Below are 26237 nucleotides of genomic sequence, written 5' to 3'. Positions count from 1 at the left end.
AGCAAATTAAAATATTGTGTGTACATTTACTCTATATACAATAGAAACAATTAATATTAAAAGATATGGCAAAGAGTCAGGATGCAAAAAAGACAGTTAAGAAAGAACCTCTTAAAACTGCAAAAGAAAAAAAAGAAGAAAAGAGAGAGAAGAAAAATTCTCCTAAAAGAGATTAATTTTAGTATTCAGTGGCAGTCGCAGTTTTCAGTTATTAGACTGAAAACTGTGACTGCAAACTGAGACTAATTACTTAACCGGAATATTCGATAGAATTTCCAATACAAATTTCCAATATTTCTGAGCTGATGAAATACTTGCTCTTTCATCTGGAGAGTGTGCTCCGTGAATAGTCGGACCAAACGAAATCATATCCATCTCCGGATAATTTGTTCCTAAAATTCCACATTCCAAACCTGCGTGACAAGCCACTACTTTAGGCTTTTCGTTGTTTTGTTTTTCGTAAATGTCCTTTAAGACTTCCAATATTTCAGAATTTACATTTGGCGTCCATCCCGGGTAAGAACCTGAAAGTTCCACTTCACAACCTACTAATTCAAAAGCAGAACGCAATGAATTTGCCAAATCAAATTTTGAAGTTTCTACAGAAGAACGGGTCAGGCATCCAATTAAAATCTCACCCTCTTTTACGATAACACGTGCGATATTGTTTGAAGTTTCTACTAAATCATCCATATCGGCGCTCATTCTGTAAACACCGTTGTGAGCGGCGTAAATCGCTCTGATGATCCCTTCCTGAACCCCTAAATCCATTACTTTCTCTGGTAAATCGCATTTTACGATTTCAATAGAAAGATTGGGTTCCGTGGTTTTATATTCTGCTTTGATGTCGTTGATGATTTCCTGCATATCAAAAATGTAAGCTTCATCAAACATTTCAGAAATAATGACTTTTGCTACACTCTCCCTTGGAATTGCATTTCTTAAACTTCCACCGTTTATCTCTGCTACCTGCAAACCGAAGTTTTCAAAAGCGTCAAACAACAAACGATTCATGATTTTATTAGCATTCCCCAGACCTTTATTGATATCCATCCCTGAATGACCTCCATTTAGCCCTTTTACGGTAATAATATGCCCGACAGAGCCTTCGGGAACTTCTTCTTCATGATACGTTCTTGTAGCCGTTACATCAATCCCTCCTGCACAGCCAATATCAATCTCATCATCTTCTTCTGTATCCAGGTTCAGTAAAATTTGTCCCTGAAGAATTCCGCCTTTTAAATTTAAAGCTCCTGTCATTCCGGTTTCTTCATCTATGGTAAACAAAGCTTCAATAGCAGGATGCGGAATATCTTTGCTTTCCAGAATAGCCATAATAGTAGCAACCCCTAAACCATTGTCTGCACCAAGTGTAGTACCTCGCGCACGAACCCAGTCCCCATCTACATACATATCAATTCCCTGCGTTTCGAAATCAAAAACAGTATCCGCGTTTTTTTGGTGCACCATATCCAGGTGTCCCTGCATGACAATCGCTTTACGGTTTTCCATTCCCGGAGTAGCCGGTTTTCTTATAATTACATTTCGGATTTCGTCTTCAAAAGTTTCTAAACCCAAGCTGTTTCCAAAGTTCTTTATGAACTCGATTACGCGTTCTTCTTTCTTTGACGGACGCGGAACGGCATTCAGATCGGCAAATTTATTCCATAGCGCTTTAGGTTCCAGATTTCTTATTTCCTGACTCATTATATTTTGTTTGAAGTTTAACAATTAAGAGTCCCAAAGTTACAAAGTTTAAATTCTTTTTCAGTGGTAATTCAGATTCATTTATATTTACGTATTCAAAATTTACATTGTGAAAAGAAAATATATTTTACCTTTACTCCTTCTCGTACAGATTATCATCTTAAAAATCCTTCCCTTTTTCCCGGAATTCACCGAACGTTTTTACAGCAACGGATTGTATATGAAAATCTCTCAGTTTTCAAGAATCCTTTTGGGTAAAGTTCCGTTTTCAGTTGGCGATTGCCTGTATACTGTTTTGGTTTTATTTCTGCTTCGATGGATTTGGAAAACGCGAAAAACCTGGAAATTACAATGGAAAGATCATGTTTTAAAAATGCTAAGCTGTGTTTCTGTACTTTACTTTTTTTTCCATTTTCTCTGGGCATTTAACTATTACCGGGAGCCCCTTTTTGAAAAAATGAAAATTCAAAGAGAATATACGGATGATGAATTATTAGCCTTTACTAAAAAACTAATCGTTAAAACCAACGAAATTCAGTTTCAGATCACAAAAAATGACAGTGCTAAAATCGTTTTTCCGTATTCGCAAAAAGATATTTTCAGGATGAACTTAAACGGATATAACAACCTTGCTAAAGAGCATCCTTATTTTAAATATGAAATCCCAAGCGTTAAAAAATCACTTTTTAGTGTACCTCTGACTTATATGGGTTTTGCCGGTTACCTCAACCCGTTTACAAATGAAGCTCAGGTAAATTATTTACTTCCCATGTATACTTTCCCGCTGACAGCAAATCACGAAATGGCACACCAAATGGGATTTGCCAGTGAAAATGAATGTAATTTCATTGGCGTTTTAGCTTCCGTTAAAAATGAAAATTTATATTACCAATATGCGGGTTACAGTTTTGCTTTGCGTTATTGCCTGGGAATCTGGCATTTTAAAAATGAAAAGATTTTTAATCAGTTAAAGAAAACGGTGCATGTCGGGATATTAAAAAACTATCAGGAAAGCGAAGATTTCTGGATGCAGTATGATACTTTTATCGATAAAGCTTTTCATTTTCTCTACGATAATTTTTTAAAGACAAACAATCAGAAAGACGGAATGGAAAGCTATAGTAAGTTTATTGATCTGATGGTGAATTATTACAAAACCAGGGAAATATAAAAGTTTACCACGAATGGCACGAATTTTATAAAACAAAAATGAATTTACTTTTTTAAACATTCTTAGTAACTACATTAGAGACTAAACCATAATTCGGAAAATTGGTGAAATTCGGGGCAAAAGAAAAAAAATAACAACCACTTGTAACAAAATAGTTTTTATAAGCACTAATACACTATGAGCGATACTCTAGAACAGTCATTTGTTGCGCAATTGCAGGCAAATCAGAATATAATCCACAAGATTTGTAGATTGTATACTGCTGGCGAAGATGCTCATAAAGACCTGTTTCAGGAAATTACTATTCAATTATGGAAAGCCTATCCGAAATTCAGGGGCGACAGTAAATTTTCGACCTGGACGTATCGTGTTGCTTTAAATACAGCCATTACCTTATATCGAAAAACCAAAAGGACCATATCTACCGTAGATTATGAAAGTCATCAGCATTTTGTAAAAGATGTGGATTACAACTATGAAGAAGAAGAACAGATTAAACTGATGTATAAAGCCGTTTATCAGCTGAATGACATCGAGAAAGCATTAGTTTTTATGTATTTAGAAGACAAAGATTATCAGGAAATAGCAGAGACCTTAGGAATCAGCGAAGTGAATGCACGTGTGAAAATGAACAGAATTAAAGGGAAACTTAAAAAAATACTAAATCCTTAAAAATTATTATGAAAGAACTGGATTTACTAAAAAAAGACTGGAAAAAGAATGCCGATTCTTTTCTACAAATTTCAGAAAATGAAATCTATAAAATGATTCATAAAAAATCCTCTTCCATCGTGAAGTGGATTTTGATTATCAGTATTCTCGAAATTTTATTCTGGACGGTTTCAAACCTCTTTTTCAGCACGGATGAAATGTTAATCAAAATAAAACATCCTGAAATGATTTTTTATCTTGAGGTGCTAAACTATTTCAATTATGTAGTAGTACTGATTTTTGTATACTTTTTCTACAAAAATTATAAAACGATTTCTACGATTGAATCTACCAAATTATTAATGAGCAGTATTCTCAAAACCCGAAAAACGGTTCAGTATTACGTTTGGTACAATTTAGGAATGGCAGTTATAAGTTCGATTATCAGTTTCTTCATTGCTTTTGTTTACAATCCGGATATGACTTATTTGAGGGAAAAAATAGCCACAAACGGCAAAGCCATGTTTGTTACCGGAGGAATATTACTTCTGGTTACTTTAGCCTTTCTGGGGATGTTCTGGTGCTTTTACAGATTATTGTACGGAACACTTTTACGCAGATTGTACGCTAATTATAAAGAGCTGAAGAAAATAGATTTGTAATTTTTAAGAAGCTAAGGTTCTGAGGTACTAAGTTTCTAAGATTTTTTTGAAACATGAAACAATTTCAAAATCTAAAATTTAGTAGTCCCATCTTCTCATTTGGTTCAGTTCTTCCTGAACTTTTAGTTCTTCTGCAGGAATAACTTTTAAAAACGAAGGATGCTGCTCTATGGCATATTCTACTTTTTCTACGATTTCATCAATGGTATCGTTGTCATAATCAATATCAAGAGGTTCTTTGATGATGAAAGATTGCAGAATACCTTTCTTTTTCATTCGTAATCCTTTTTTATCAAAGGAACGACGGAAGCCGTCAATTACAATTGGAATTACGATTGGCCTGTGCTGTTTTATAATATGGGCAGTTCCTTTACGAACCGGTTTAAACGATTTTGTAGTTCCTTGCGGAAAGGTAATTACCCAACCATCTTCCAGTGCTATTTTGATATTTTCAGTATCATTTGGGTTAATTTCACGTTTTTCGGTAACATCCACTCCTTTGGCACGCCAGGTTCTTTCTACGGTAATTGCTCCGACATATGCCAGAATTCTTGGCAGCAAACCGGCCTGCATGGTTTCTTTGGCGGCAACATAATACAAATTCATTTTTGGCTGCCACAAATAGCCAATATTTTTAATCGTATCCTGGCGACCGGACAAACTCGCATTAAAAACATGAAACATCGCTACAACGTCAGCAAAATAGGTCTGGTGATTGGATATAAACAAAACATTCGTATCCGGCAACGTTTTGATGATTTCAGATCCTTCAATCTGTAAATCATTAAAACCTCTGTATCTTCGGTGCGTCATGGCACCCAAAATTCGGATTAACCATTTCTTGATGAATAATATATGTCCGAAAGGATTTCGTTTAAACAATCCCATAGCTGTATATTGTGTTTTTTAGTTAAGGCGCAAACATACAAAAATAATTCATTTGGCAATAGTAATAAGTAATTTCTAAGACAAATGGTTATCCTAATGAATATCAAATTGTTAATTTATTGTTTTTGCAAATTTCCTTCAAAAGTTACTTTTAAAACATCTCTCAATTCGCTTAATATCATCGCAGTTGCCCCCCAAACCATGTGATTTTGAATATTAAAGGCCGGAACCAAAATATTATCCCCGTAAGAGGTTGACAATGTGGTTTCGACAATAATTTCATCATTTAAAAAAACAGACAGCGGCAATTCTATAATATCGGCAACTTCTCTGATGTCAGGATAAAATAAAAGCTCTTCTTTTGAAATACCTAAAAAAGGGTGCACCAGAAAATTACTTGGCGGAATGTACATTGGCGTAAACTGTTTAATCACTTCAATTTTATCCCGGGCAACACCCACTTCTTCCTGTGTTTCTCTCAAGGCTGTTTCTTTATAATCCAAATCAGTAATTTCGTATTTTCCACCGGGAAATGCAATTTGGGAAGAATGAACACCATTGTACGCGTTTCGAACAATTAAAACCAAATGTGTTTTTTTGTTTTTTGGATAAAACAACATCATGACCGCTGCAATACGTGGGTTTTCTACTTTTAAATCAAGATTTTTCAAGGCTTCTATACGTTCTTTGGGAGCCATTTTTATATGCGCTGAAACCGCCGGCAGTTCGACTGGAATTAAATTAGGAACATATTGCAAAAAATCCTGAAAATCCATAATCAAAGTTTATTTTTGTACTTTCAAATAAAATATAAATATAGTTTAGAAAAGGCGGTTCTACAAGCTTTCTAAAATCAAAGCCATAAAAATGTACAGTAAAGAAGAATCACAAAAAATAAAAAGAGAGTTCTGGGTGGCTTTCGCCGAAAAATATCCACGTAAATGGGTTCTTTATGATACGAAGATTAAAGATTTCTCTTTTAAATTTTACGTCGACAATAAAAAAGCACAGGTTTTAATTGATATCGAACAGCGAAGCGACGAGAAACGAACTGCTTATTTTGAAAAACTGGAAGTCTTAAAAAACATTCTCGAAGAGGAATTTATTAAAGATCTGGTTTTCGAAAAAAATTATACACTTGAAAGCGGCAAAACCATCAGCCGGATCTGGACCGAAATACAAGGGGTAGGTTTTAGCAACCGTAATAATTGGGATACAATTTTTGATTTCTTTTTCGAAAAAATGAATGCTTTGGAACTATTTTATCTGGAGTATGATGATTTTATTAAGGATATTGAGTAAGCAAGGTGCTAAGGTTCTGAGATACTGAGGTCCTGAGTTTTTTTTATATCACAAACCCGACAGGTTTTAAAAACCTGTCGGGTTTGCATATAGATTAAAACTTATGAAATCCTACGCACTCACAATATTATACACAATAATCTGATTGTCATAATTAATGTAAAGCTGCTTTCGGTAGTCTTGTTTTTTTCGGGTAATGATTGAGAGCTTGCAATCGTTTCCATTATTGTCTTTGCATAAAAAAGAATATACAATATCGGTATCATTTTCTTCACGTTCGATATATTCGCTAATCCTAAAAAGCTGAATTTCCTGGGAATATACCACAATGCGATGCTTATCTGTATCCAGGATTACAGAGAGGTTGACGAGGTCAAGATCAGACCATTCGCCCCATTTTCCTTTCTCGTTTTTTTCTAAGACGCTGAAACCTGATGTCTTAAAACGATAAGACTGGCTGTAGGCTTGCTGCAAACCAAGTCCTAAAAAAAAAAATAATATATAGTTACGTAAAGTATTCATGGTGTATTTCGGGGCTATTAGAACTCAAATTTAGCTTTTTCCTTGCTTGCAATTTCAAAATCGGCCATCATTTGTTGAATAATTTTTTCTACAGGCAGAATTTCATGAATAATTCCGGCAATTTGGCCAATTTCAAGTTCACCTTCTTCAAGGTCACCTTCAAACATGCCTTTTTTGGCTCTTGCCCTGCCTAAGAGCTGTACTAAATCTTCTTTTGAAGGACTCTTTTCATACAAATCCTGAACATCATTATAAAACTTATTTTTGATCAGCCGGACTGGCGCCAGTTCTTTCAATGTTAATTGTGTATCACCTTCTTTCACCTTTACAATAGTCTGCTTGAAATTATCGTGAGCAGAGGATTCTAAAGATGCTGCAAAGCGACTCCCCACCTGAACGCCATCGGCTCCCAAAATCAGGGCAGCCAGCATGCCTCTCCCCGTTGCAATTCCTCCGGCAGCAATAATCGGAATGTCGATTTTTTCTTTTACCATCGGAATCAGCGTCAACGTTGTCGTTTCATCACGTCCGTTATGTCCGCCTGCTTCGAAACCTTCGGCAACAATAGCATCTACACCTGCTTCCTGCGCCTTTAGGGCAAAAATACTGCTGCTCACTACGTGAACTACCGTAATCCCTTTTTCTTTCAGAAAGGAAGTCCATGTTTTAGGGTTTCCTGCCGAAGTAAAAACGATCTTCACGCCTTCTTCCACAACGATATTCATAATTTCTTCAATGTTCGGATACAGCATCGGAATATTAACCCCAAAAGGTTTGCCTGTTGCTTTTTTACATTTCTGAATATGTTCGCGCAGTACTTCCGGGTACATCGAACCGGCACCAATAAGTCCTAAACCTCCAGCGTTGCTTACAGCACTTGCCAGTTTATAACCGCTGTTCCAAATCATTCCTCCCTGAATTATTGGATATTTTATATTAAAAAGTTGTGTGATTTTATTCATGCAAAAATGCTGTTATTGTTTAATGATCTTTCCGGTTTTGTGCATTCCTTCTGCATCAAAAACATAAAAATAGAGTCCGCTTTTTAAGGATTGTAAAGAAAGCACAGGATTTTGATTTGTAATTTGTTTCTCGATCATTTTTTGGCCTAAAACAGAATAAATGACTACTGAGGCTGTACTTTGATCCGGAAATGAAAATGAAACGGTCGTTTTTACCGGATTTGGATACATTGAAAAAACAGGAACCTCAAAATTCTCCACCCCAAGAGTAGTTCCGAAATTTGGGATTCCATAACCATATGTATTGTTCGGAGCGCTATATCGATCTGAAGACTGGAGAAGCATCTGTCTGATCTCCTGATTGGTTTTAGAAGGGAAAGCCTGCCACAAACAAGCAATCATACCGGCCATAATAGGACACGAAAAAGAGGTACCGTTAATCGTGACAATAGAACCGGATGTATTCGAAACAACCGCTGCTGTTCCCTGTGCCATAACATCGGGTTTTATCCGATTGTCAAAACTTGGCCCTATCGAACTAAAAGACGATTTAACTTTTGAAGCTGTAACAGAACCTACTGTAATCACTGAAACTGCATCTGCAGGACCACCAATATGCGGCTCTGCTGTATTTCCTTCATTCCCTGCAGAAGCGACTACAATAATTCCTTTGTTAAAAGCCATTTCAGCACCACGGGAAATAAAATTGATTGTTCCATTCATATCACTATAAGTATGGCTGTAATTGGGATTATCAAACTCAAAATAACCCAAGGATGTTGTAATAATATCTACGCCCAAACTATCGGCTTTTTCTGCTGCTTCCACCCAAAGGGATTCTTCAACCGGGTTTTCTGAAGCATCATTTTCTGTAATGAATAAATAATACGAAGCATCAGGAGCAGTTCCTACCAGAGCATTCTCTTTATAACCTCCCATGGTTGAAAGTACCATAGTACCATGATCATCTCCGGTATAAAAATTATCATTTCGGGATACAAAATCATATCCTCCCAGAATTTGGTTATTGCTAATAAGATTCTGAAAGGGCTGAGCCGTATCTACTCCCGGAAAACCGGCATCCAAAACAGCAATTATTTTACCGGATCCGGTATAATTTTGCTGATGCAAAACCTGACCGTTCAGCATTTGTATCTGATTTGCGGAAGTTCCGTAAGCATAATTAACAGCTGTTTTGAACTTATCTTTTGTCTGTGCCTTTTTATTGTTTTGTACTTTTTTTGAAGTCGTATTTAACGTTTTATCTGCAAAAACTACTTTATCTACAAAGGCTAAGTTTTTTAAAGCATTGATATTCGCCTGAGTTCCGCGAATATGGAGTGCATTTAGCCACTTAGATTTTGCCATTATCGTAATTCCGGCACTTAATTTTACCTGGCTGACATACGTTTTTTCTATCGGAGCATCAGTTGTGCTCAAGGCAATATTTTGATTTGTACGGCGATCTAAAGACCGCTGACTAAGCATGTCCAAAGGTGCAGCTAAATACGTTTGTGCATTTGGTTTGGCATTAAAATACACCCAGGCATCTTCTTCCTGTGCAAAAATTGCAGAAGAAAGTAACAATAACAAAAAGAGGTAGTTATATTTCATAGTTTACTTTTTTAAAGGCAAAACCTTCTTAAAAAGTATAAAGCTAAGAAATTACTCCCGAACCAACTAATTCATTATCGAAATACCAGGCTGCAAATTGTCCTTCGGTTATGGCAGATTGCGGTTCGTCAAAGCGAATATACATTCCGTCTTCAAATTGGTACAGCGTTGCTTTTTGCAATGGCTGACGGTAACGAATTCTGGTCATCACTTCCATACTTTCTCCGACTTTTAAAGCCAGATCAGTGCGAATCCAGTGTACTTCGGATTTTTCTATAAATAGGGCTTTCTTAAATAAACCCGGGTGCTGACTGGTTAAACCGGTATAAATCGTGTTCGTTTCAACATTCGTCGCAATTATAAATAACGGATCTGTGGTCCCTCCCACGTTCAGTCCTTTTCTTTGTCCTATGGTAAAATAGTGGGCTCCCTGATGTTTCCCTACTACTTTTCCCATTGTCGGAAGATAGTTTAGCTTCTGAGCTTCTAATTTCAATTCTTCTTCTAAAGACAGGCCAATTGGTTTTTCTATATTGTAAATTGAATCGTTTTTATCAATCTGAACAATTTTACCTTCTTTAGGCTGCAATTTTTGTTGCAGGAATTCCGGCAAACGTACTTTTCCAATGAAACAAAGTCCCTGAGAATCTTTCTTTTCAGCAGTCACCAAATCCATTTCGGCAGCAATTTCGCGAACTTCCGGTTTGGTCAGCGCTCCAATTGGAAACAATGATTTTGCCAGTTGTTCCTGGGATAACTGACACAGAAAATAAGATTGATCCTTGTTGTTATCTGCTCCTGCAATTAATTGATAAACGGGTTTTCCATCAACTTCGATTTCATTTTTTTGACAATAATGCCCTGTTGCCACGTAATCTGCACCAAGACTTAATGCAATTTTCATAAAAACATCAAATTTGATTTCGCGATTACAAAGCACGTCGGGATTTGGAGTTCTTCCTTTTTCGTATTCGTTGAACATATAGTCAACGATTTTTTCTTTGTATTCCTCACTCAAATCAACAGTTTGAAACGGTATTCCAAGTTTTTCAGCTACTAAAAGAGCGTCATTACTATCTTCCAACCACGGACATTCATTCGAAATCGTAACCGAATCATCATGCCAGTTTTTCATAAAAAGGCCAATAACTTCGTATCCCTGCTGTTGCAGCAAATAAGCGGCAACACTAGAATCAACTCCTCCGGAAAGTCCAACAACTACACGTTTCATTTTAACTCTTTTATATTTTTACAAGGGTGCAAAGGTAAGCCAAATTCTATATAATTGTGATGGTTTTGATTAGTTTATATAATCCCGTGGTAGATAAAACTTATTGCTTTTTTTAATTACTTTTTAATCAGCCACGAATTTCACGAATTTCCACGAATTACAATTAGTGTGAATTCGTGAAATTCGTGGCAAAAAAAAAGTCCGCATCGCGGACTATTATAAATCTATTCCATCTTAGGCTTCGAATCTGCCTTATAACTGCTTTTCGGATCACTCATATTTACTTCTTTGGTGAGCTTTCCTTTTAAGTAGAACTTCCAGATTCCTGCTTTTTTTCCATTAAGAAATTTCCCTTCCGAAGCGACTAATCCATCAGAATCATAAAAAACAGCGTCACCATTGTACTGATTATTTTTATAAGTAGTCTTTTCCAGTATAATCCCGTTTTGCCCGTATTTTTTATAGATGCCTTCTTTCTGGCCATTTACATAGGTTATCTCTTCCGCTATTTTGGCATTTGGATAAAACACAGTTCTAAGGCCTTCCAGCTTTCCGTTTTTATAGTTTTCAGTGGTCATCAGTACTTTAGAGGCTTTATGGTAATATTTCCACTCGCCTTCGTAGTTTTTACCAATGACTTTCCCTTCACTTACTTTATTCTTACTCTGATCGTAAAAGATATTGTAGGCACTTCCATCGTTAGCAGTAAAATCGCGCGTGGCCACAACATCGCCTCTTTTGGTGTCATCAAAAAATTTAAATATTCCGGATTCTTTTCCGTGTATAAACGTTCCCTCATATCGGGGACGTTTGGAAACCTCATAGGTTCCTTTCCACAAACCGTCTTTTTTACCGTCGGCATCCAATTTATTGATGTCTGCCTGGGCACTTAGTATGATAGTGTTCCATAGTGCCAGTCCGAATATTATTTTTTTTAAAATCATCATATATTCAATTTTAAGCTTAAACGAAATTGTACTTTATAAAGTATATTACAGGTATAAAAAAATCCCGATAAATCGAGATTTTTTTTAAGAACTTATTTCTTTTTATTCTGAGCTTTTGTTGCTTCTTGTTGTTCCATTACTTCCTGAAGACGTTGTTGAAACTTGCTTTGTTTTTTAGGCTCTTTTAATTTGTTTTCCTGAATCTGAGCGTGAATTTTATCTGTATCCACAATATAATTTTTAATTACAAACATAATTCCGATTGTAATTAAGTTAGAGATAAAGTTATACAAACTCAAACCTGCACCATAACTGTTGAAGAAAATCAACATCATTAATGGTGAAACATAAATCATGATTTTCATCATTTTTGCCATATCCGGCATACCTTCCTGCTGAGGTGCTGCCATTTGCTGATCTCCTGATGTCATTTTCATGTAGAAGAAAATTGCAATTGCTGCCAAAATCGGAAACAAACTGATATGGTCTCCATACAACGGAATGTGGAATGGTAATTTTACTACTGCATCAAAAGAAGATAAATCATCTGCCCAAAGGAAACTCTTCTGTCTTAATTCAAAAGCAGACGGGAAGAACTGGAATGACGCATACATAAAAGGAAGCTGAATCAGTGCCGGGATACATCCTGCCATTGGGTTTACCCCTGCTTTGTTGTATAACTTCATGGTTTCCTGCTGTTTCTTCATTGGGTCTTTTTTGAATTTTTCTCCCAACTCTGTAATTTCAGGACGCAAAACTTTCATTTTTGCCTGAGACAGGAACGACTTATAGGTAATTGGCGACATGGCCAGTTTGATGATAATCGTAAAGATAATAATTGCAATTCCATAAGCAATAAAAGAGCTTAAGAACCCGAACAACGGAATAAAAATCCATTGGTTGATCCAGCCGAAAATCCCCCATCCAAGCGGAATAATTTTCTGGAAATTTTTATCATAAGATTTTAATATTTTATAATCTGATGGTCCGAAATACCAGTTCATTTTATAATCAACTTCTCCATTTGTAAATGCCAAAGGAACAGTTGCTTTAAATTGTTTGATATAAGTGGTATCAATATTTTCGTCTTTTACTAAATCATCTGATTGTAATTTCGATTTTTCAAATGCTTTATCCGTAGACAAAATTGCCGTAAAAAAGTGTTGTTTAAAGGCGATAAAACTCACTTTTTCCGGATTATCTTCTTTTCCTACCCCAAGACTTACCGAATTGTATTTTTCATCTCCGTATTCATATTCCAGTTGAGCGTAACGCTTTTCAATGGAAACACTTTTCTCATTTCTGAACGATTTTAAATCCCAGACTAAATCTAATGGTTTAGACGAATTTAAAACTTTATTCAATCCCTGAGAGCGAATGTCAAAACCAACTAAATATTCATTTGATTTTAATACGTATTTGTATTCTAAAAATTCATTTGCACCTGCTTTAAGACGCATTGTCAATATTTGGTCGGTACCGTTTTTAGTCAGTGTTGGCTCAAAGAATAAATCTTTAGAATTTAAAGTCCTGTTATCTGTTGTCTGTAACTGAATGTTTAAATTAGAGTTATTGTCTTTGATTAATTCCACTAATTGTCCGGAATTTTTTTCAAACCTTTTGAATTCTTTCAATGTAGCTTCGACTATATAACCGCCCTTATTAGCGATTTTAAGTTTTATCTTATCATTTTCAAGAGTAGTAAAACCTTCTTTTGCAGTCGGAAGCGTTGCAGAATAAGCAAAACCACCTAATGTTTTTTGCAATTGCGCTAACTGAACTGTATCTCCCGGCGTTGCTGCGGCCACTGGCAAAACTGCTGTTTTAGTCTTATCTGCTTTAGCCTGAGCTTCTTGTTTTGCTACTAATTCTTTCTTGGCTTTTTCAGCAGCAATCTCTTTATCAGAAGGTTGATTTTGGTACATAATCCAAATCAAAATTCCAAATATCAATACAAAACCAATGATTGAATTAAGGTCAAATTTTTTTTCTTCCATTATATTTAAAAAAGTTATTCGTTTAAGGATATTGGTCTGAGTTTTACTCAAAAGTTACACCCCCTCAGAATATTAATTATTGTTTTTTATGTGCATTTACCGCTGCAGCCACAAAGTTCACGAAAATAGGATGTGGGTTGGCAACTGTACTTTTGTATTCCGGGTGATATTGTACACCAATGAAAAACGGATGGTTTTCAAGTTCTATAATTTCAACTAAACCAGTATCGGGATTTACTCCGGAAGCAATCAAACCTGCTTTTTGCAATTCGTCTGCATACTTGTTATTATACTCATAACGGTGACGGTGACGCTCTGAAATGGTCTTTTGACCGTAAATTTTATGTGCTAACGTATTTGGTTTAATATCACATTTCCAGGCTCCAAGACGCATTGTTCCGCCTTTGTCTGTAATTGTTTTTTGTTCTTCCATCAAATTCACGACAGGATGTTTTGTATTCTCATTCATCTCTGTAGAATTCGCTTCTGCGTACCCTAAAATATTTCTGGAATATTCGATAACAGACATTTGCATTCCTAAACAAATTCCGAAAAACGGAATATTATTTTCACGGGCAAAACGAACTGCTTCAATTTTTCCTTCAATACCTCTTTCACCAAAACCAGGTGCAACCAAAACCCCGTCAAGAGTTCCTAATTTTTCGGCTACATTATCGATGTTAATATGTTCCGAATGTATCGAAATTACATTTACTTTTGTTTCATTTGACGCTCCGGCATGAATAAATGCTTCCAATATAGATTTGTAACAATCCTGCATCTCAACATATTTCCCGATCAAACCAATATTTACGGTATGTTTTGGATTTTTTAAACGGCGTAAAAAAGTATTCCAGTTTTTTAAATCCGGAGCTGCTTTTTTAGGCAGATCTAATTTTTTCAAAGCTACCACATCTAATCCTTCTTCCAACATTAAATTAGGAACTTCATATATTGTTGAAGCATCAATAGACTGAATTACTGCTTCTCTTTTTACGTTACAAAACAACGCTAACTTATTACGCAATTCATCTGACAGTTCATGCTCTGTTCTGCAAACCAGAATATCAGCTTTGATACCGCTTTCCATCAATGTTTTTACAGAGTGCTGTGTTGGTTTTGTTTTTAACTCACCCGCAGCAGCCAAAAAAGGCACTAATGTTAAATGAATAACAATTCCGTTGTTTTCTCCCAACTCCCAAACCAGCTGACGCACAGACTCTATATAAGGTAAAGATTCAATATCACCAACAGTTCCGCCAATTTCAGTAATCACAATATCGTAATCGCCGGATTTCCCCAGCAATTGCATTCTGTCTTTGATTTCGTTTGTAATATGAGGAACAACCTGAACCGTTTTTCCTAAAAATTCCCCTCTTCTTTCTTTCTCAATAACGGAAAGATAAACTCTTCCTGTCGTAACGTTATTAGCCTGAGAAGTAGGAACGTTAAGAAAACGCTCGTAATGACCTAAATCTAAATCAGTTTCAGCACCATCATCTGTCACATAACATTCTCCATGCTCATATGGATTTAACGTACCCGGATCTACATTTATATACGGATCAAATTTTTGAATAGTTGTACGATACCCTCTTCCTTGTAACAATTTTGCTAAAGATGCTGCGATAATACCTTTTCCTAAAGAAGAAGTCACACCGCCTGTAACAAAAATATATTTTGTCTGATTCATTCTGTTGTTGTTTGTATTGTAGTTGTGTAAAAAACTTGGCAAAAGTACAAATTTAATTGGACAATTTATCAATTACAGAATGAGATAATTTGCAAATTTATAAACAGATCGATTACTTGTTTCCGTAATCCGTAATTTTAGATTTTAAATAGGCTCCTTCTTTAATTAATCTGTTTATTTGTTTCTGAAATTTCATCGTACAATTCTTAGTTTGAGGAAAGAAATAAGTCTTTTCATTTCTTATTTTAACGGGGCAGTGTATCGTTTTTACTATTTCCTAATAAATCTTATTTCAATTTATAACGCAGGTTGTCAAAAAACCGTTCGATTAGTCTTCTGTCTTCAGTTACTATTTCGGCAGTTCCTTTGGCCTCGGCATGAAAATTTAATTCTACACCATAATTCGTTTTTAAACCATAGGGCAAATCAACGTCTAGCAGATAGGAATTTATTTTCTTTTGATTATCGAAAAGCGTCTGCTGATTTGTAGCGAGCGATATTCTTGTAACTTTTCCTTTTACGGAACCATATTCATTGTAAGGATAATTATTGAGTTTAATAATTACTTTTTGCCCTTTTTTGACTTTTCCTGAACCATTCTCAGGCAAATTTACCTGTCCAACCATTTGATTTTTATCCGGCACTATTTTGAACAATTCCTGTCCAGACTGAACATAATCATTGTCTTCAAGAAAATTCAAAAAATCTACTTTGCCTTTTATTGGTGAAACAAAAACATACATGTGTTCCCATTTTTTTATGGCATCAATTAAATCATAATAACTATTAAACATTCCAATAATCAACTCTCTTTCTTTGGCTGTTTTTTCAATGGCAATGACCTGTGCTTTATTATGAGCTTCATTGATTTGATAGTTTGTAGTATTAATTTCCTTATCAATTGCTTTGTAATCGAGTTCGCTGTTTGCTTTGGCTATAATGGAATGCTCAATATCTGCTTTAGAAGTTATATTTTTACTGTACAATGTCGAATCTTTGTAAAAAAGACTCTGTGAAACTTTATACTTAATCTTTTGGTTTTCAAAATCATTTTTCAACTGCTCCGATTTCCTGATCTGCAATTCCAGTAATTTTTGATTCATTTGTTTCTGAACCTCATAGGGCTGTTGATTGGTATAATCCAGATATTGATATAAGGCATTTAAAAAATTATAATACTTATTATTTATATCTCCTAAAGATAAATTTTCAGGAAATACATGGCGGTGTTTCTGAAAAGTAACTTTATGAATATTTATCGCGTGAAGCGCATTATCCAGTACTTTAACATCTTCTAAATTTGCTTCATTTTTTATATAAGCGATATATTGTCCTGTACCCACATTAGTTCCAGGGTGATCTTCCAGTAAAATAATATTTCCGGAAGCTGCGGCAACTAATTTCACGGGTGCCTGTCGTGTATTTATTACGATTTGCCCCACCAGCACTTCCGGATATTTTATTAGCCATCCAAAAAGCAATAGCAGCAAAACCAAACCTATAACGGTGGCGCTAATCACCGTTCCGAATTTGGTTGGCATTCTTTCTATTATTGACGCGACTTCCTCCGTCCTGTTTTCATTGAGTGTTTTATGAAATCCTTTAGCCATTTACTATATCTCCCATTTGTGTTTTTACCAATTGATAATAATGTCCGCCTTCTCTGGCCATCAGGGTATCGTGGTTTCCTATTTCGCTGATAAATCCATTTTTAAGCACTACAATCTGATCCGCTTTCCGGATTGTACTTAACCGGTGCGCGACGACGATGACCGTTTTATTTTTAAAAATTTCTTCCAGTGCCATGACAATTTTTTGCTCATTGATAACATCCAGCGCATTAGTAGCTTCATCAAAAAACAAATAATCCGGATCTTTGTATAACGCTCTTGCAATTAGTACACGCTGTTTCTGCCCGCCACTTAATCCTCTTCCGTTCTCTCCCATCATGGTTTGATATCCTTTTGGCATTGCTTCAATTTCTGTTGCTATATTAGCTGCTGTTACTGCTTTTTTCAATCTTTCATAATCTATATTTTCGTCATCTAAAACAATATTGTTCTGAATCGTATCGCTAAAAATTTTACCATCCTGCATCACTGCTCCACAACTTTCTCTCCACTGCTTTAAATGGATGTTCTGAATATTTAGATTTCCCATAGAAAGTTCTCCATAGCTAGGCTTATACAAACGTAAAATAAGTTTCAGCAAAGTTGTTTTACCGCTGCCACTGTCCCCTACAATTGCCGTTACTTTTCCCTCCGGAATCATTAGTGAAATATTACTTAAAATATAATCACTGTTTCTGCTGTACTGAAAACTGACATTCCGCAAAAACAAACTTTTATCCTCAGGCAGTTTGATATTATTATTAATTTTATTTTCTTCCTCTTCTTCTAATTCATGGATTTCATTGAGTCTTAAAAAACTGATTTTAGCATATTGCGCCGACTGTACAAAAGAAATAAATTGCATAATAGGACCATTTAGCATCCCGATTATAAACTGGGTTGAAATCATGACGCCAAAGGTAATATCTCCTTTTATCACCGCCTTGGCACAATAAAACGTTATGATTAAATTGGTTAACTGATTGATAAAATGAGCTCCCAGGTTTTGAGCATTTGTAATGCGTAATATTTTTTGATCAATTTTAAACAACTGAACCTGCAAAGCCTCCCATTTCCATCTTTTCTGCTTTTCGTAGTTATTGATTTTGATGTCCTGAATACTGCCAATGGTTTCCACCCAATAGCTTTGATTTTTGGTATGGATATCAAAATATTCCCAATCCAGTTTTTTCCTAAACTGAAGAAAAAACAAAATCCAGGCGATAAACAGTATACTTCCCACCACATAAATAAAACATAAAACAGGGCTGTAAATAAAGAGGATGATTCCAAAAATAAAGAAGGTTAAAATAGAGAATAAAAAATTGAGTGAATTATTCATGATAAAGTCCCGAATACGCTCATGATCCTGTGCCCGCTGTAAAATATCTCCAATTAGCTTATTTTCAAAAAAAGTAATGGGCAGTTTCATCAATTTAATCAGATAGTCTGAAATCAAAGAAATATTAATTCGCGAGGTGAGATGCAGTAAAATCCAGTCACGGATCATATTGCTCAATAATACGCTTACTATAATGGTAATATTGGCAATTAAAACAAGGTCTATAAAATCTAAATCATTGGTTTGAATCCCAACATCAATAACGGCTTTGGAAATAAAAGGTAAGAAAGCCTGCAAAATCGTTACTATAAGCATTACCACAAAAAGGTTTACAAAACTCTTTTTATAGGGAGTGAAATAGCCTAAGAAATTTTCAAATGTTTTGCGGCGTTCTAACTTATCGTTTATGGATCGCTGTTTAAAATCGGCGATGGGTTCTATGGCTAAAACAGCTCCTGTTTTAGATTCTTTTAACCAGCCTTTTTGGAAATCTTCCAGCGTATATTTTATTAATCCTTTTGCCGGATCTGAAACCAACACCTGCTTATTGGTTATTTTATATACTACTATAAAATGACCTTCCTGCCAATGTATAATACACGGCAGAGGGATAGTTCGCAATGTATCGAAATCGATCTTAATACTTTTAGTCCGCAAACTGATGGCTTCACAAGCATCGCTAAGATCTAAAAAACTGATACCTTCACGTGTAATACCGCATAAATCTCTCAGAAACGGCAGGCTGTAAAACCTGCCGTAGTATTTGGCTATTATTTTTACACAAGTAGGACCGCAGTCTTTTGCGTCGAGCTGAAACTCGTGTGGGAAATTGAACATTTGCTTTTTTATTTATAGGATTCCATTAAAAAATTAAAAGTGAGTATCCACCACTCCCACAAGTCAACATGCACTCCTTTATTTTTTGCTGAAACGTAAGTAACCAAATTGTTTAAAATCATAGAAATCTCTTTCTTTATAATTTCAGCCTCTTTTGGATCTCCACTAATTCTAAAGACTTTTAAATCTAAATCATTATAACTATTAACCCTAAATTGAATAACGATTTGTCCTTTATATTTCGATAAGATGTTTGAACTCTTAAATCTTCTACGTAATAAACTATCATATTTAGGACTGATACTATTATTTATAACAAGTGAATATTCCTCTTTTTTATAAATAAATTTCGGCTTTTCTTCCACATCATTCAGCCACATTATTGAATCACTTTTGAAATTTGGGCAATTTTCTTTAATTACTTTTAATGCTTCTCCGTCATTTAGTAAATAAGCCTGATAAAAATGTTCACACGCATTATCAGTTTCCCCCAATTTCAATTCACAAGCAGCAAGATTAAACCAGCAATTTTTATTTATGCTATCAAGACTTACCGCTTTTTTGTAGATTTCTTTGGCTGATAAAAAATCATTTCCTAAAAATACTTTCTCTCCATCTATTAATAATTGGTTCACTTCAGGAGTTTGTGAAATACAGATTTGAGTAAATAAGAGAAATAAGAATCTGATGATTTTGAAGTATTGTAATATTGTGTTGAACATCATAAAATCTAACTTTTAAAATTTAATTAAATAGTAGTCCTTACATCCCGATTAAGGAGACTACTATTTTATTTTTTGTAAAACTGTATTTAAGTGGTATTGGTTGTAATACCTTTTTTTTCGAACAGGAAATTTTAAACTGGTTTAGATGATAAAACATAACTTCAAACAACTTTTTATAGACTAACACTCCATTTTCCCATTCAATATTCCCTGGTACACCTTCCACAACTACAAAATCGAAAAAGGCTTTTAATCGAGATTCTTTTTCTTCCCTCCTGACAACATAAGTCATGCTTTCTATGGGATTGTGTATTTCTAATATTGAAACCCCTTTCTCTAATTCTTTAAAAAGAAAATTACACTCGTCAAAGCAAAAATGAGTTGGATCACTAAAAAACCATTTTATAATCTTTACTTTTCATAAACAAGCGATTGACATATTCCTTATTCCTAAATAAACAAAATGAACCTGTTATATAGTCGTGACGGCTACTTATAACATCATACTGTTTTAAGATTCTTTCGGTCATGAAAGTTCGGATTGATCCAAAAACGATATCAAGATCACTAAAGCCCCAAAAATCATATTTCCGAATAATTTCGGAAAACAAAAAGCCATAAGCGGGTTTAAAATCGCATAATTTATAAGGAGAATCAATTTTTACGGTAAAGCCAAGTTTTTCAGAAGCTAAAATTTTTATTTCTTGAAGGGTTTTGAAAACAATCTTAACATTTTGCGGCTTATTTTTAATTTCTTCCACATTGTCTGTTATGATATAAAAATCAACACTTGGATTAAAAGAACAGGAATGTAAAAAATAAGGAAAGTACCACGGATATTTTCCGTACCAGCAAGTAAGACTTGCTATTGAAGTAAGTTTTGGCATATAAATGATTACAGTTTTCAAATTAATTGATGGCAATTTTAAATTGCGATTGTGGTATTAATTTGTCTTTGAAAACTGTAATAATTTTCACTTCAAAAATAATAAAATAAATTATAAAAGAAAGTTTTTTCCTTCTTTTTTATTATAAACTTTAGCCGGTATTTATTGATATCTAATTGTACGCTTCTATTTTTTTAATTTTTTCCATTCGCTCTAAAACAAATTTTATGTCAGCATCATTAGCAATACCTGTACAAGCAGTAGCTCCAGAACATCCTAGCCAAACATTGTCATAGTTTAGTTTTCTCATCTGTTCCCAAAGTTTTTGAGATTTTGCAAGATTATTTTTCTGTCCTATATTAATTTTCAAAGCCTTAACAAAAAACGTATTATCTTTTACTTTTAGAACCATTTCCTTATCTATTTTTATATACTTATTAAGCATATTTAGTTTACTTTTCAAGAGTTCGTTTAAGAGACTATCTGCAAATTGAAGCCTCTCTCCAGTATTCATATTATAATCATAACTTGTATAACCTGAATCACGAGGAAATTTATGAGTGTTATAAATGTAAATAGGGTCGCTTTTATCAATAATCGAATCTATTTTTTTACTACTATTTATTGTTATTTTATTTTTCTGCTGAATTTTTAAATTACTTTTAATATTATAACACTTACTATACAATACTACAATACTAATCAGCAATAAAATATTTACCAACAACGAAATAATTGCAATTTTTTTCATAATTTTTTTTTAAACTTATCTTCTATATTTATTTAATTATTGAAGATTTTATTTTTTCAAACCTAATTGTCGTAATTCTTGATCCGCTTGTTCAGGATTTATTGATCGTCCATTCACAAATGCTTGTGCTTCAAAATATCTTCTATCTTTTAGACCTCCATTATTTTGGTTAATATACGAATCTGTTATTATCTTATTTGCAGCAGCAACTCCACCTGATTTCATTCCATTTAGAACTGCAACTAATATACTGTCAGAAGAATTACCACCATTATATGCCATGTCAACTAATGCAAAATATTGATTTCTATTAAATTTACCCGTTAAATCCATATTTTCTATTTTCTGATTTAAGACACGTTCTGTCTCAATTATATCAGTAGAAAAAAAAGATACAGCCTGATCAAAAGTTATTGATTTTATATCTCCAGATTTTATCGCTCCAGGATGAAGTAAATGTCCAAAACCTATAGTAGCATTTTGTCCCGTATTACTATCTTTATCATATAAGGTTAAAGATAATTTTTCGTACAAAGCAATAACCGATGCTCCGTCAACGTTTAATTTCATATCAGCCTTAAATCTGGTAGCATTGTTATATTGTCCCCTAACCGGATCCCAATCCTCAATAAAAGGTCTCGTCATACCGGAAAAACCAATCTTATTAAAACCATCAATTAGCTGTTCTTTTGTAAAAGGAACGATTACTGCGGGTGTTTTAACCTGTAATATTTCTGATGAGCTTCCACTATTTCTAACCAAAACACCATGACTCCCCATCGTAACCCCTAAGGTCAGCATTCCATTTTCATAAACCATCCCTTGTGGAATCGTACTTGGTCCTTTGTATTTATTAAGGACAGTTACATTATTAAGCTGAACTGGCCCATACAATGCATCATTGGCTGCGCGGCCAGAAGCTGTCAGTTCGTTATTTAAAAAACCTGCTACCATATTCCAGGTGACTGCGGTTTTTGAAGCCGTATTGGAAAACATAAAGTTCAATACCCGACTGATATCATTCTCGTTTGTTGTTTTTATACTGTTTCCAGTACTTGTCCATCCTACACTATTACTCAAAGGTTTACTTCCGGAGCCATAATTGTTTGTATTATAACTAGTACCTCCGTAACCATAACTGTTTTGATTACTTGAAATTGATGGTGCGGAATAGTTACCATTAGGCGTATATAATAGAGTTCCTGCCGGAGTGAAATTTGAAGACATGCCTCTGTCCGAAGCATAATATCCCATATTACCAGTAGAATATCCTCCAATACTACCACCTGATCCGTAATAACTACCATTCATAACGGAACCACTACCAGCTAAAGTAGATTTTTGCTCTTCCTTTGACATGTTTTCAATCAAGGCATTAAAACTCATTTTTTTTAAAGTTCTCATAACATTAATTTTTAAGTTGATTTAATTAATTATTTATAAAATATTTGCATCCCATTATTTTAGGAACCGAAACATCCTGCTAATGCGTAATTTTTACCGGACCAATTTTATAGGTATTGGGAATTTTCTTTGGATGTATCTTGGGAGAATATGTTTTTTTTATCCAGAAGAGATGAAAGAGCAGTCCTTCTAATGCGTCTTTATAAATAATTTTACCATTTTCAAAAACAACATTTCCTGTGTAGCCTTCTATAATAATAAAGTCAAAATGAGCTCTTATATCTTTCGTAATTTGTGCTGCTTTTACCAAATGTGTAAAACTTACTATTTCCGTCTGAATTTCAAAAATTGATTTTCCCAGTGATAATGCATCCCATGCAAAATTGCATTCATCAAAGCAAAAATGTTGAGCGTTAGAAAAAACGAGTTTATAATCTTTGCTTTTCATAAAAAAAGTATTCATTTTTTCATTATTCCGATATAGGGCAAAGCATCCGGTTGTATAATCATGTCTCATACTTATAAAATCATAGGAATTAAGCATTTCTTGAGTAAGGAACAAACGGATATTTCCAAAGATGACATCGAGATCGCTTTGTGCCCAAAAATCATAACCCTCAATGATTTCGGGAAACAAAAAGCCATAAGCGGGCTTAAAATCGCATAATTTATAGGGGTAATCAATGTTTACGGTAAAGCCAAGTTTTTCAGAAGCCAAAGCTTTTATTTCATCAAGTGTTCTGTGTACTAACTTTACATTATCCGGCAGATGCGGAATTTTGGTTTTATTATCGGTTATAATAAAAAAATCAACCGTTGGGTTAAATGAGCAGGAATGTAAAAAATAAGGGAAGTACCAGGGATAAGATCCGTACCAGCACGTGATACTTGCTATGGAAGTAAGTTTTGGCATAAAAAAAATTATTACAATTTTAAAAACAGTGATTCTCTACTTCAGCTTTAAAAATTTAAAACTGTTTTGTGGTATCAACTTGTTTTTGAAAACTGTAATAATTTTCACTTCAAAAGTATTAAAAAAAATTATATTAAAAGATTTTTCTTACTTTATTTTCTTAACTTTTTATTTTCCTAAACTCTCAATCAAAAATCTCGTATTGCTTATATAATTCGATAAATTCTAAAATCAAACCTATAACATAGACAGCACCAATAGGTACGCACATACAATAAAAACTCAAAGTTTTGCTGTTAAAAAAAAGATCGTCCTCAGTGAAATACTTTAATTTTTCACATACTTTATACATGATAATCCAAAAAACAATCATGCAGATCAATCCTATAAAATGAATTATAAAATCCTTAAGCATTATTTCTCTCATTTTTTATTAAATCCTATTATTCGTTATACAACTGTATAAAATCTTTTATTAAAGAATAAATCAAACCGAGCATAATAATGGTAACAGCCAAATAAAATCTGACAGATAAACTTTTTGAATATGATTCTTTTTTAAAAAAATCCTTTGGATTGTGAACTTTTATTAACATTACTGCCCAAATAATTATATAAATTAATAGTAGAGCACAATGAATTATCCAATCTTCGTATTTATATTTCATCCTTTTTATTGCTGTCTTAATCTCATATAATCAATCCAGCGATCTGAAGCTACAGCATAGATTTCTACCAAAGCCTGATCAAAACCAACAACTCCCGCCCTTTTACTAAAAAGCATTTCATACCCACCGGGAACAGCCTCTAATGCGCCTTTAACTATCCACTTTGTCCAATCTACAGGTTTATCACTTTTTAGGTCTAAATAAAATTCAGCAATTGTTCCTATGTTAGAAATTTTCCCACCGATTTCCATCATGGGAACTCCAACTATCGCTCCAACTCCAGTAGTCGATAAAGCAGCCCCGCCAACCGTAAGAGAATCACCAAAATTTTGAAAAACTCTAGACAAACTTTCAATTGTTTTAAATTCTCCATATGGGTCATGATTTATACTCATACTTTGCCCAAGAATGCTTCCATCACTTAATCTTCCATGTCCACCAGTCAAATAATCCATATTAACAAAATTGTTTATCTGAGTTATCGTGGGTTCATTTTTTAGGATCACCCTTTCCCAATCTAAATAATCAACTATTCTTTTTATAATTGCGGGATCATTTGTAGTTATTCCATTACTAGTCTGAGTCCATCCTTTAGTGTAATTATTGGGCGCTAAACCTTTTCCTGTGCCGCTTGAAGACGAACCCCAGTAGTTGTCAAAATTATTTGGAGCCCATCCTGCAGAACTAGCCCAATAATTTGTATCAAAACCACGAGGATTAGTTCCTCCATATTCTAGTGACCCTCCAATAAAGCTTCCTCCACTACCAACAGTTCCTGAACCTCCCATTATGGATTTCATTTCTTCTTTGCACATTGTATTTTCAATGTCGGCAAAGCTCATTTTTCTAATTCTCATGACATAAAATTTTAAATATTAATCAATTATATACTAAAAAAACATCCAAAAAGACTTCTAAGATTACTTTTCCATGATATCGGTTTTTGTAAAATTATATCGTAGCGGTATAGGTTTCAATACTGTTTGTTTTGAACAGGAAATCTTAAACTGAATCAAGTGATAAAACATAACTTCATACAATTTTTTATAAATTAACATTCCATTACTCCATTCTATATTCCCTGGTACACCTTCCACAACTACAAAATCGAAAAAGACTTTTAAACGAGATTCTTTTTCTTCTCTCCTCACAACATAAGTCATGCTCTCTATCGGGTTGTTTATTTCTAATATTGAAGTTCCTTTCTCTAATTCTTTAAAAAGAAAATTACACTCTTCAAAGCAAAAATGAGTTGGCTCACTAAAAACCATTTGATAATCTTTACTTTTCATAAATAATTGGTTGATGTATTCCTGATTCCTAAACAAGCAAAATGAACCTGTTATATAGTCGTGGCGGCTACTTATTATATCATATTGTTTTAAGATTCTTTCAGTCATAAAAGTTCGAATTGATCCAAAAACAATATCAATATCGCTAATGCCCCAAAAATCATATCCCTCAATGATTTCCGGAAAAAAAAAGCCATAAGCGGGCTTAAAATCGCATAATTTATAGGGATAATCAATGTTTACTGCAAAACCAAGTTTTTCAGAAGCGGAAGTTTTGATTTCATCAAGTGTTCTGTGTACTAACTTTACATTATCCGGCAGATGCGGAATTTTGGTTTTATTATCGGTTATAATAAAAAAATCAACCGTTGGGTTAAATGAGCAGGAATGTAAAAAATAAGGGAAGTACCAGGGATAAGATCCGTACCAGCACGTGATACTTGCTATGGAAGTAAGTTTTG

General features: G+C 34.2%; 23 protein-coding genes. 4 read left to right on the top strand and 19 right to left on the bottom strand.

What is annotated here, in order from left to right; genetic code table 11:
- Positions 1 to 246 precede the first annotated feature (246 nt).
- A complete protein-coding gene (locus GJU43_RS10815) occupies positions 247 to 1707 on the bottom strand; it encodes an aminoacyl-histidine dipeptidase (RefSeq protein ID WP_154340777.1) in 1461 nt (486 codons plus the stop codon).
- A 109-nt stretch (positions 1708 to 1816) separates the two neighbouring features.
- On the opposite strand from GJU43_RS10815, the gene GJU43_RS10810 reads away from it, so the two are divergent.
- The 3 genes from GJU43_RS10810 (at position 1817) to GJU43_RS10800 (ending at position 4191) form a co-directional block, all read left to right on the top strand.
- Positions 1817 to 2878: a DUF3810 domain-containing protein gene (locus tag GJU43_RS10810; protein WP_370455584.1), complete on the top strand. Its 1062-nt coding sequence runs from the start codon at positions 1817 to 1819 to the stop codon at positions 2876 to 2878.
- A gap of 177 nt (positions 2879 to 3055) precedes the next feature.
- Positions 3056 to 3550 (top strand): RNA polymerase sigma factor, encoded by a 495-nt coding sequence (locus GJU43_RS10805; protein ID WP_127337064.1) that lies wholly within the window; start codon positions 3056 to 3058, stop codon positions 3548 to 3550.
- 8 nt (positions 3551 to 3558) lie between these two features.
- The gene (locus tag GJU43_RS10800) at positions 3559 to 4191 is read left to right on the top strand and encodes a hypothetical protein (protein ID WP_154340776.1); all 633 of its coding nucleotides are present in this window, start codon (positions 3559 to 3561) and stop codon (positions 4189 to 4191) included.
- A gap of 78 nt (positions 4192 to 4269) precedes the next feature.
- Here the strand turns inward: GJU43_RS10800 and GJU43_RS10795 are convergent, their stop codons facing one another.
- The gene (locus GJU43_RS10795) at positions 4270 to 5079 is read right to left on the bottom strand and encodes a 1-acyl-sn-glycerol-3-phosphate acyltransferase (RefSeq protein WP_154340775.1); all 810 of its coding nucleotides are present in this window, start codon (positions 5077 to 5079) and stop codon (positions 4270 to 4272) included.
- A gap of 116 nt (positions 5080 to 5195) precedes the next feature.
- Complete coding sequence (locus GJU43_RS10790) at positions 5196 to 5855, bottom strand: CoA pyrophosphatase (RefSeq protein ID WP_154340774.1); 660 nt, start codon at positions 5853 to 5855, stop codon at positions 5196 to 5198.
- A 91-nt stretch (positions 5856 to 5946) separates the two neighbouring features.
- On the opposite strand from GJU43_RS10790, the gene GJU43_RS10785 reads away from it, so the two are divergent.
- Complete coding sequence (locus tag GJU43_RS10785) at positions 5947 to 6381, top strand: DUF4268 domain-containing protein (protein ID WP_154340773.1); 435 nt, start codon at positions 5947 to 5949, stop codon at positions 6379 to 6381.
- Positions 6382 to 6492: 111 nt separating this feature from the next.
- On the opposite strand, the gene GJU43_RS10780 is transcribed toward GJU43_RS10785, so the two are convergent.
- From GJU43_RS10780 to GJU43_RS22800, 16 genes are all read right to left on the bottom strand, one after another.
- Entirely contained in the window at positions 6493 to 6903 is a 411-nt protein-coding gene (locus GJU43_RS10780) for a hypothetical protein (RefSeq protein WP_154340772.1), read from the bottom strand.
- A gap of 17 nt (positions 6904 to 6920) precedes the next feature.
- Positions 6921 to 7865, bottom strand: coding sequence for a nitronate monooxygenase family protein (locus tag GJU43_RS10775; protein WP_154340771.1), 945 nt, complete (start codon positions 7863 to 7865; stop codon positions 6921 to 6923).
- A 12-nt stretch (positions 7866 to 7877) separates the two neighbouring features.
- Positions 7878 to 9479: a S8 family serine peptidase gene (locus GJU43_RS10770; RefSeq protein WP_154340770.1), complete on the bottom strand. Its 1602-nt coding sequence runs from the start codon at positions 9477 to 9479 to the stop codon at positions 7878 to 7880.
- A 43-nt stretch (positions 9480 to 9522) separates the two neighbouring features.
- Positions 9523 to 10710: a tRNA 2-thiouridine(34) synthase MnmA gene (mnmA, locus tag GJU43_RS10765; protein ID WP_154340769.1), complete on the bottom strand. Its 1188-nt coding sequence runs from the start codon at positions 10708 to 10710 to the stop codon at positions 9523 to 9525.
- A 224-nt stretch (positions 10711 to 10934) separates the two neighbouring features.
- Positions 10935 to 11654, bottom strand: a complete 720-nt coding sequence (locus tag GJU43_RS10760) for a toxin-antitoxin system YwqK family antitoxin (RefSeq protein WP_154340903.1) — start codon at positions 11652 to 11654, stop codon at positions 10935 to 10937.
- A 95-nt stretch (positions 11655 to 11749) separates the two neighbouring features.
- On the bottom strand, positions 11750 to 13654 hold the full coding sequence (gene yidC / locus GJU43_RS10755) for a membrane protein insertase YidC (RefSeq protein ID WP_154340768.1): 1905 nt from the start codon (positions 13652 to 13654) through the stop codon (positions 11750 to 11752).
- A gap of 76 nt (positions 13655 to 13730) precedes the next feature.
- Entirely contained in the window at positions 13731 to 15347 is a 1617-nt protein-coding gene (locus GJU43_RS10750; RefSeq protein ID WP_154340767.1) for a CTP synthase, read from the bottom strand.
- Between the two features lie 287 nt (positions 15348 to 15634).
- Positions 15635 to 16957 (bottom strand): HlyD family secretion protein, encoded by a 1323-nt coding sequence (locus tag GJU43_RS10745; RefSeq protein WP_154340766.1) that lies wholly within the window; start codon positions 16955 to 16957, stop codon positions 15635 to 15637.
- On the bottom strand, positions 16950 to 19136 hold the full coding sequence (locus GJU43_RS10740; protein WP_154340765.1) for a peptidase domain-containing ABC transporter: 2187 nt from the start codon (positions 19134 to 19136) through the stop codon (positions 16950 to 16952). Before GJU43_RS10740 ends, GJU43_RS10745 begins: the two co-directional genes overlap by 8 nt.
- Before the next feature lie 8 nt (positions 19137 to 19144).
- Positions 19145 to 19861 (bottom strand): tetratricopeptide repeat protein, encoded by a 717-nt coding sequence (locus tag GJU43_RS10735; protein ID WP_154340764.1) that lies wholly within the window; start codon positions 19859 to 19861, stop codon positions 19145 to 19147.
- A gap of 389 nt (positions 19862 to 20250) precedes the next feature.
- Positions 20251 to 20748 (bottom strand): DUF6625 family protein, encoded by a 498-nt coding sequence (locus GJU43_RS23080; RefSeq protein ID WP_229655038.1) that lies wholly within the window; start codon positions 20746 to 20748, stop codon positions 20251 to 20253.
- A 172-nt stretch (positions 20749 to 20920) separates the two neighbouring features.
- Positions 20921 to 21499, bottom strand: coding sequence for a hypothetical protein (locus GJU43_RS10725; protein WP_154340763.1), 579 nt, complete (start codon positions 21497 to 21499; stop codon positions 20921 to 20923).
- Positions 21500 to 21547: 48 nt separating this feature from the next.
- The gene (locus GJU43_RS10720) at positions 21548 to 22903 is read right to left on the bottom strand and encodes a hypothetical protein (protein WP_154340762.1); all 1356 of its coding nucleotides are present in this window, start codon (positions 22901 to 22903) and stop codon (positions 21548 to 21550) included.
- 79 nt (positions 22904 to 22982) lie between these two features.
- Complete coding sequence (locus tag GJU43_RS10715; RefSeq protein ID WP_154340761.1) at positions 22983 to 23816, bottom strand: DUF6625 family protein; 834 nt, start codon at positions 23814 to 23816, stop codon at positions 22983 to 22985.
- Between the two features lie 673 nt (positions 23817 to 24489).
- Complete coding sequence (locus GJU43_RS10710; RefSeq protein ID WP_154340760.1) at positions 24490 to 25341, bottom strand: hypothetical protein; 852 nt, start codon at positions 25339 to 25341, stop codon at positions 24490 to 24492.
- Positions 25342 to 25404: 63 nt separating this feature from the next.
- On the bottom strand, positions 25405 to 26237 hold an 833-nt coding region (locus GJU43_RS22800; protein WP_195760038.1), incomplete at its 5' end, for a DUF6625 family protein.

The sequence above is a fragment of the Flavobacterium sp. LC2016-23 genome, from assembly GCF_009674775.1.
Lineage (GTDB): Bacteria > Bacteroidota > Bacteroidia > Flavobacteriales > Flavobacteriaceae > Flavobacterium.
This window is presented reverse-complemented; position numbering and strand designations above follow the sequence as displayed.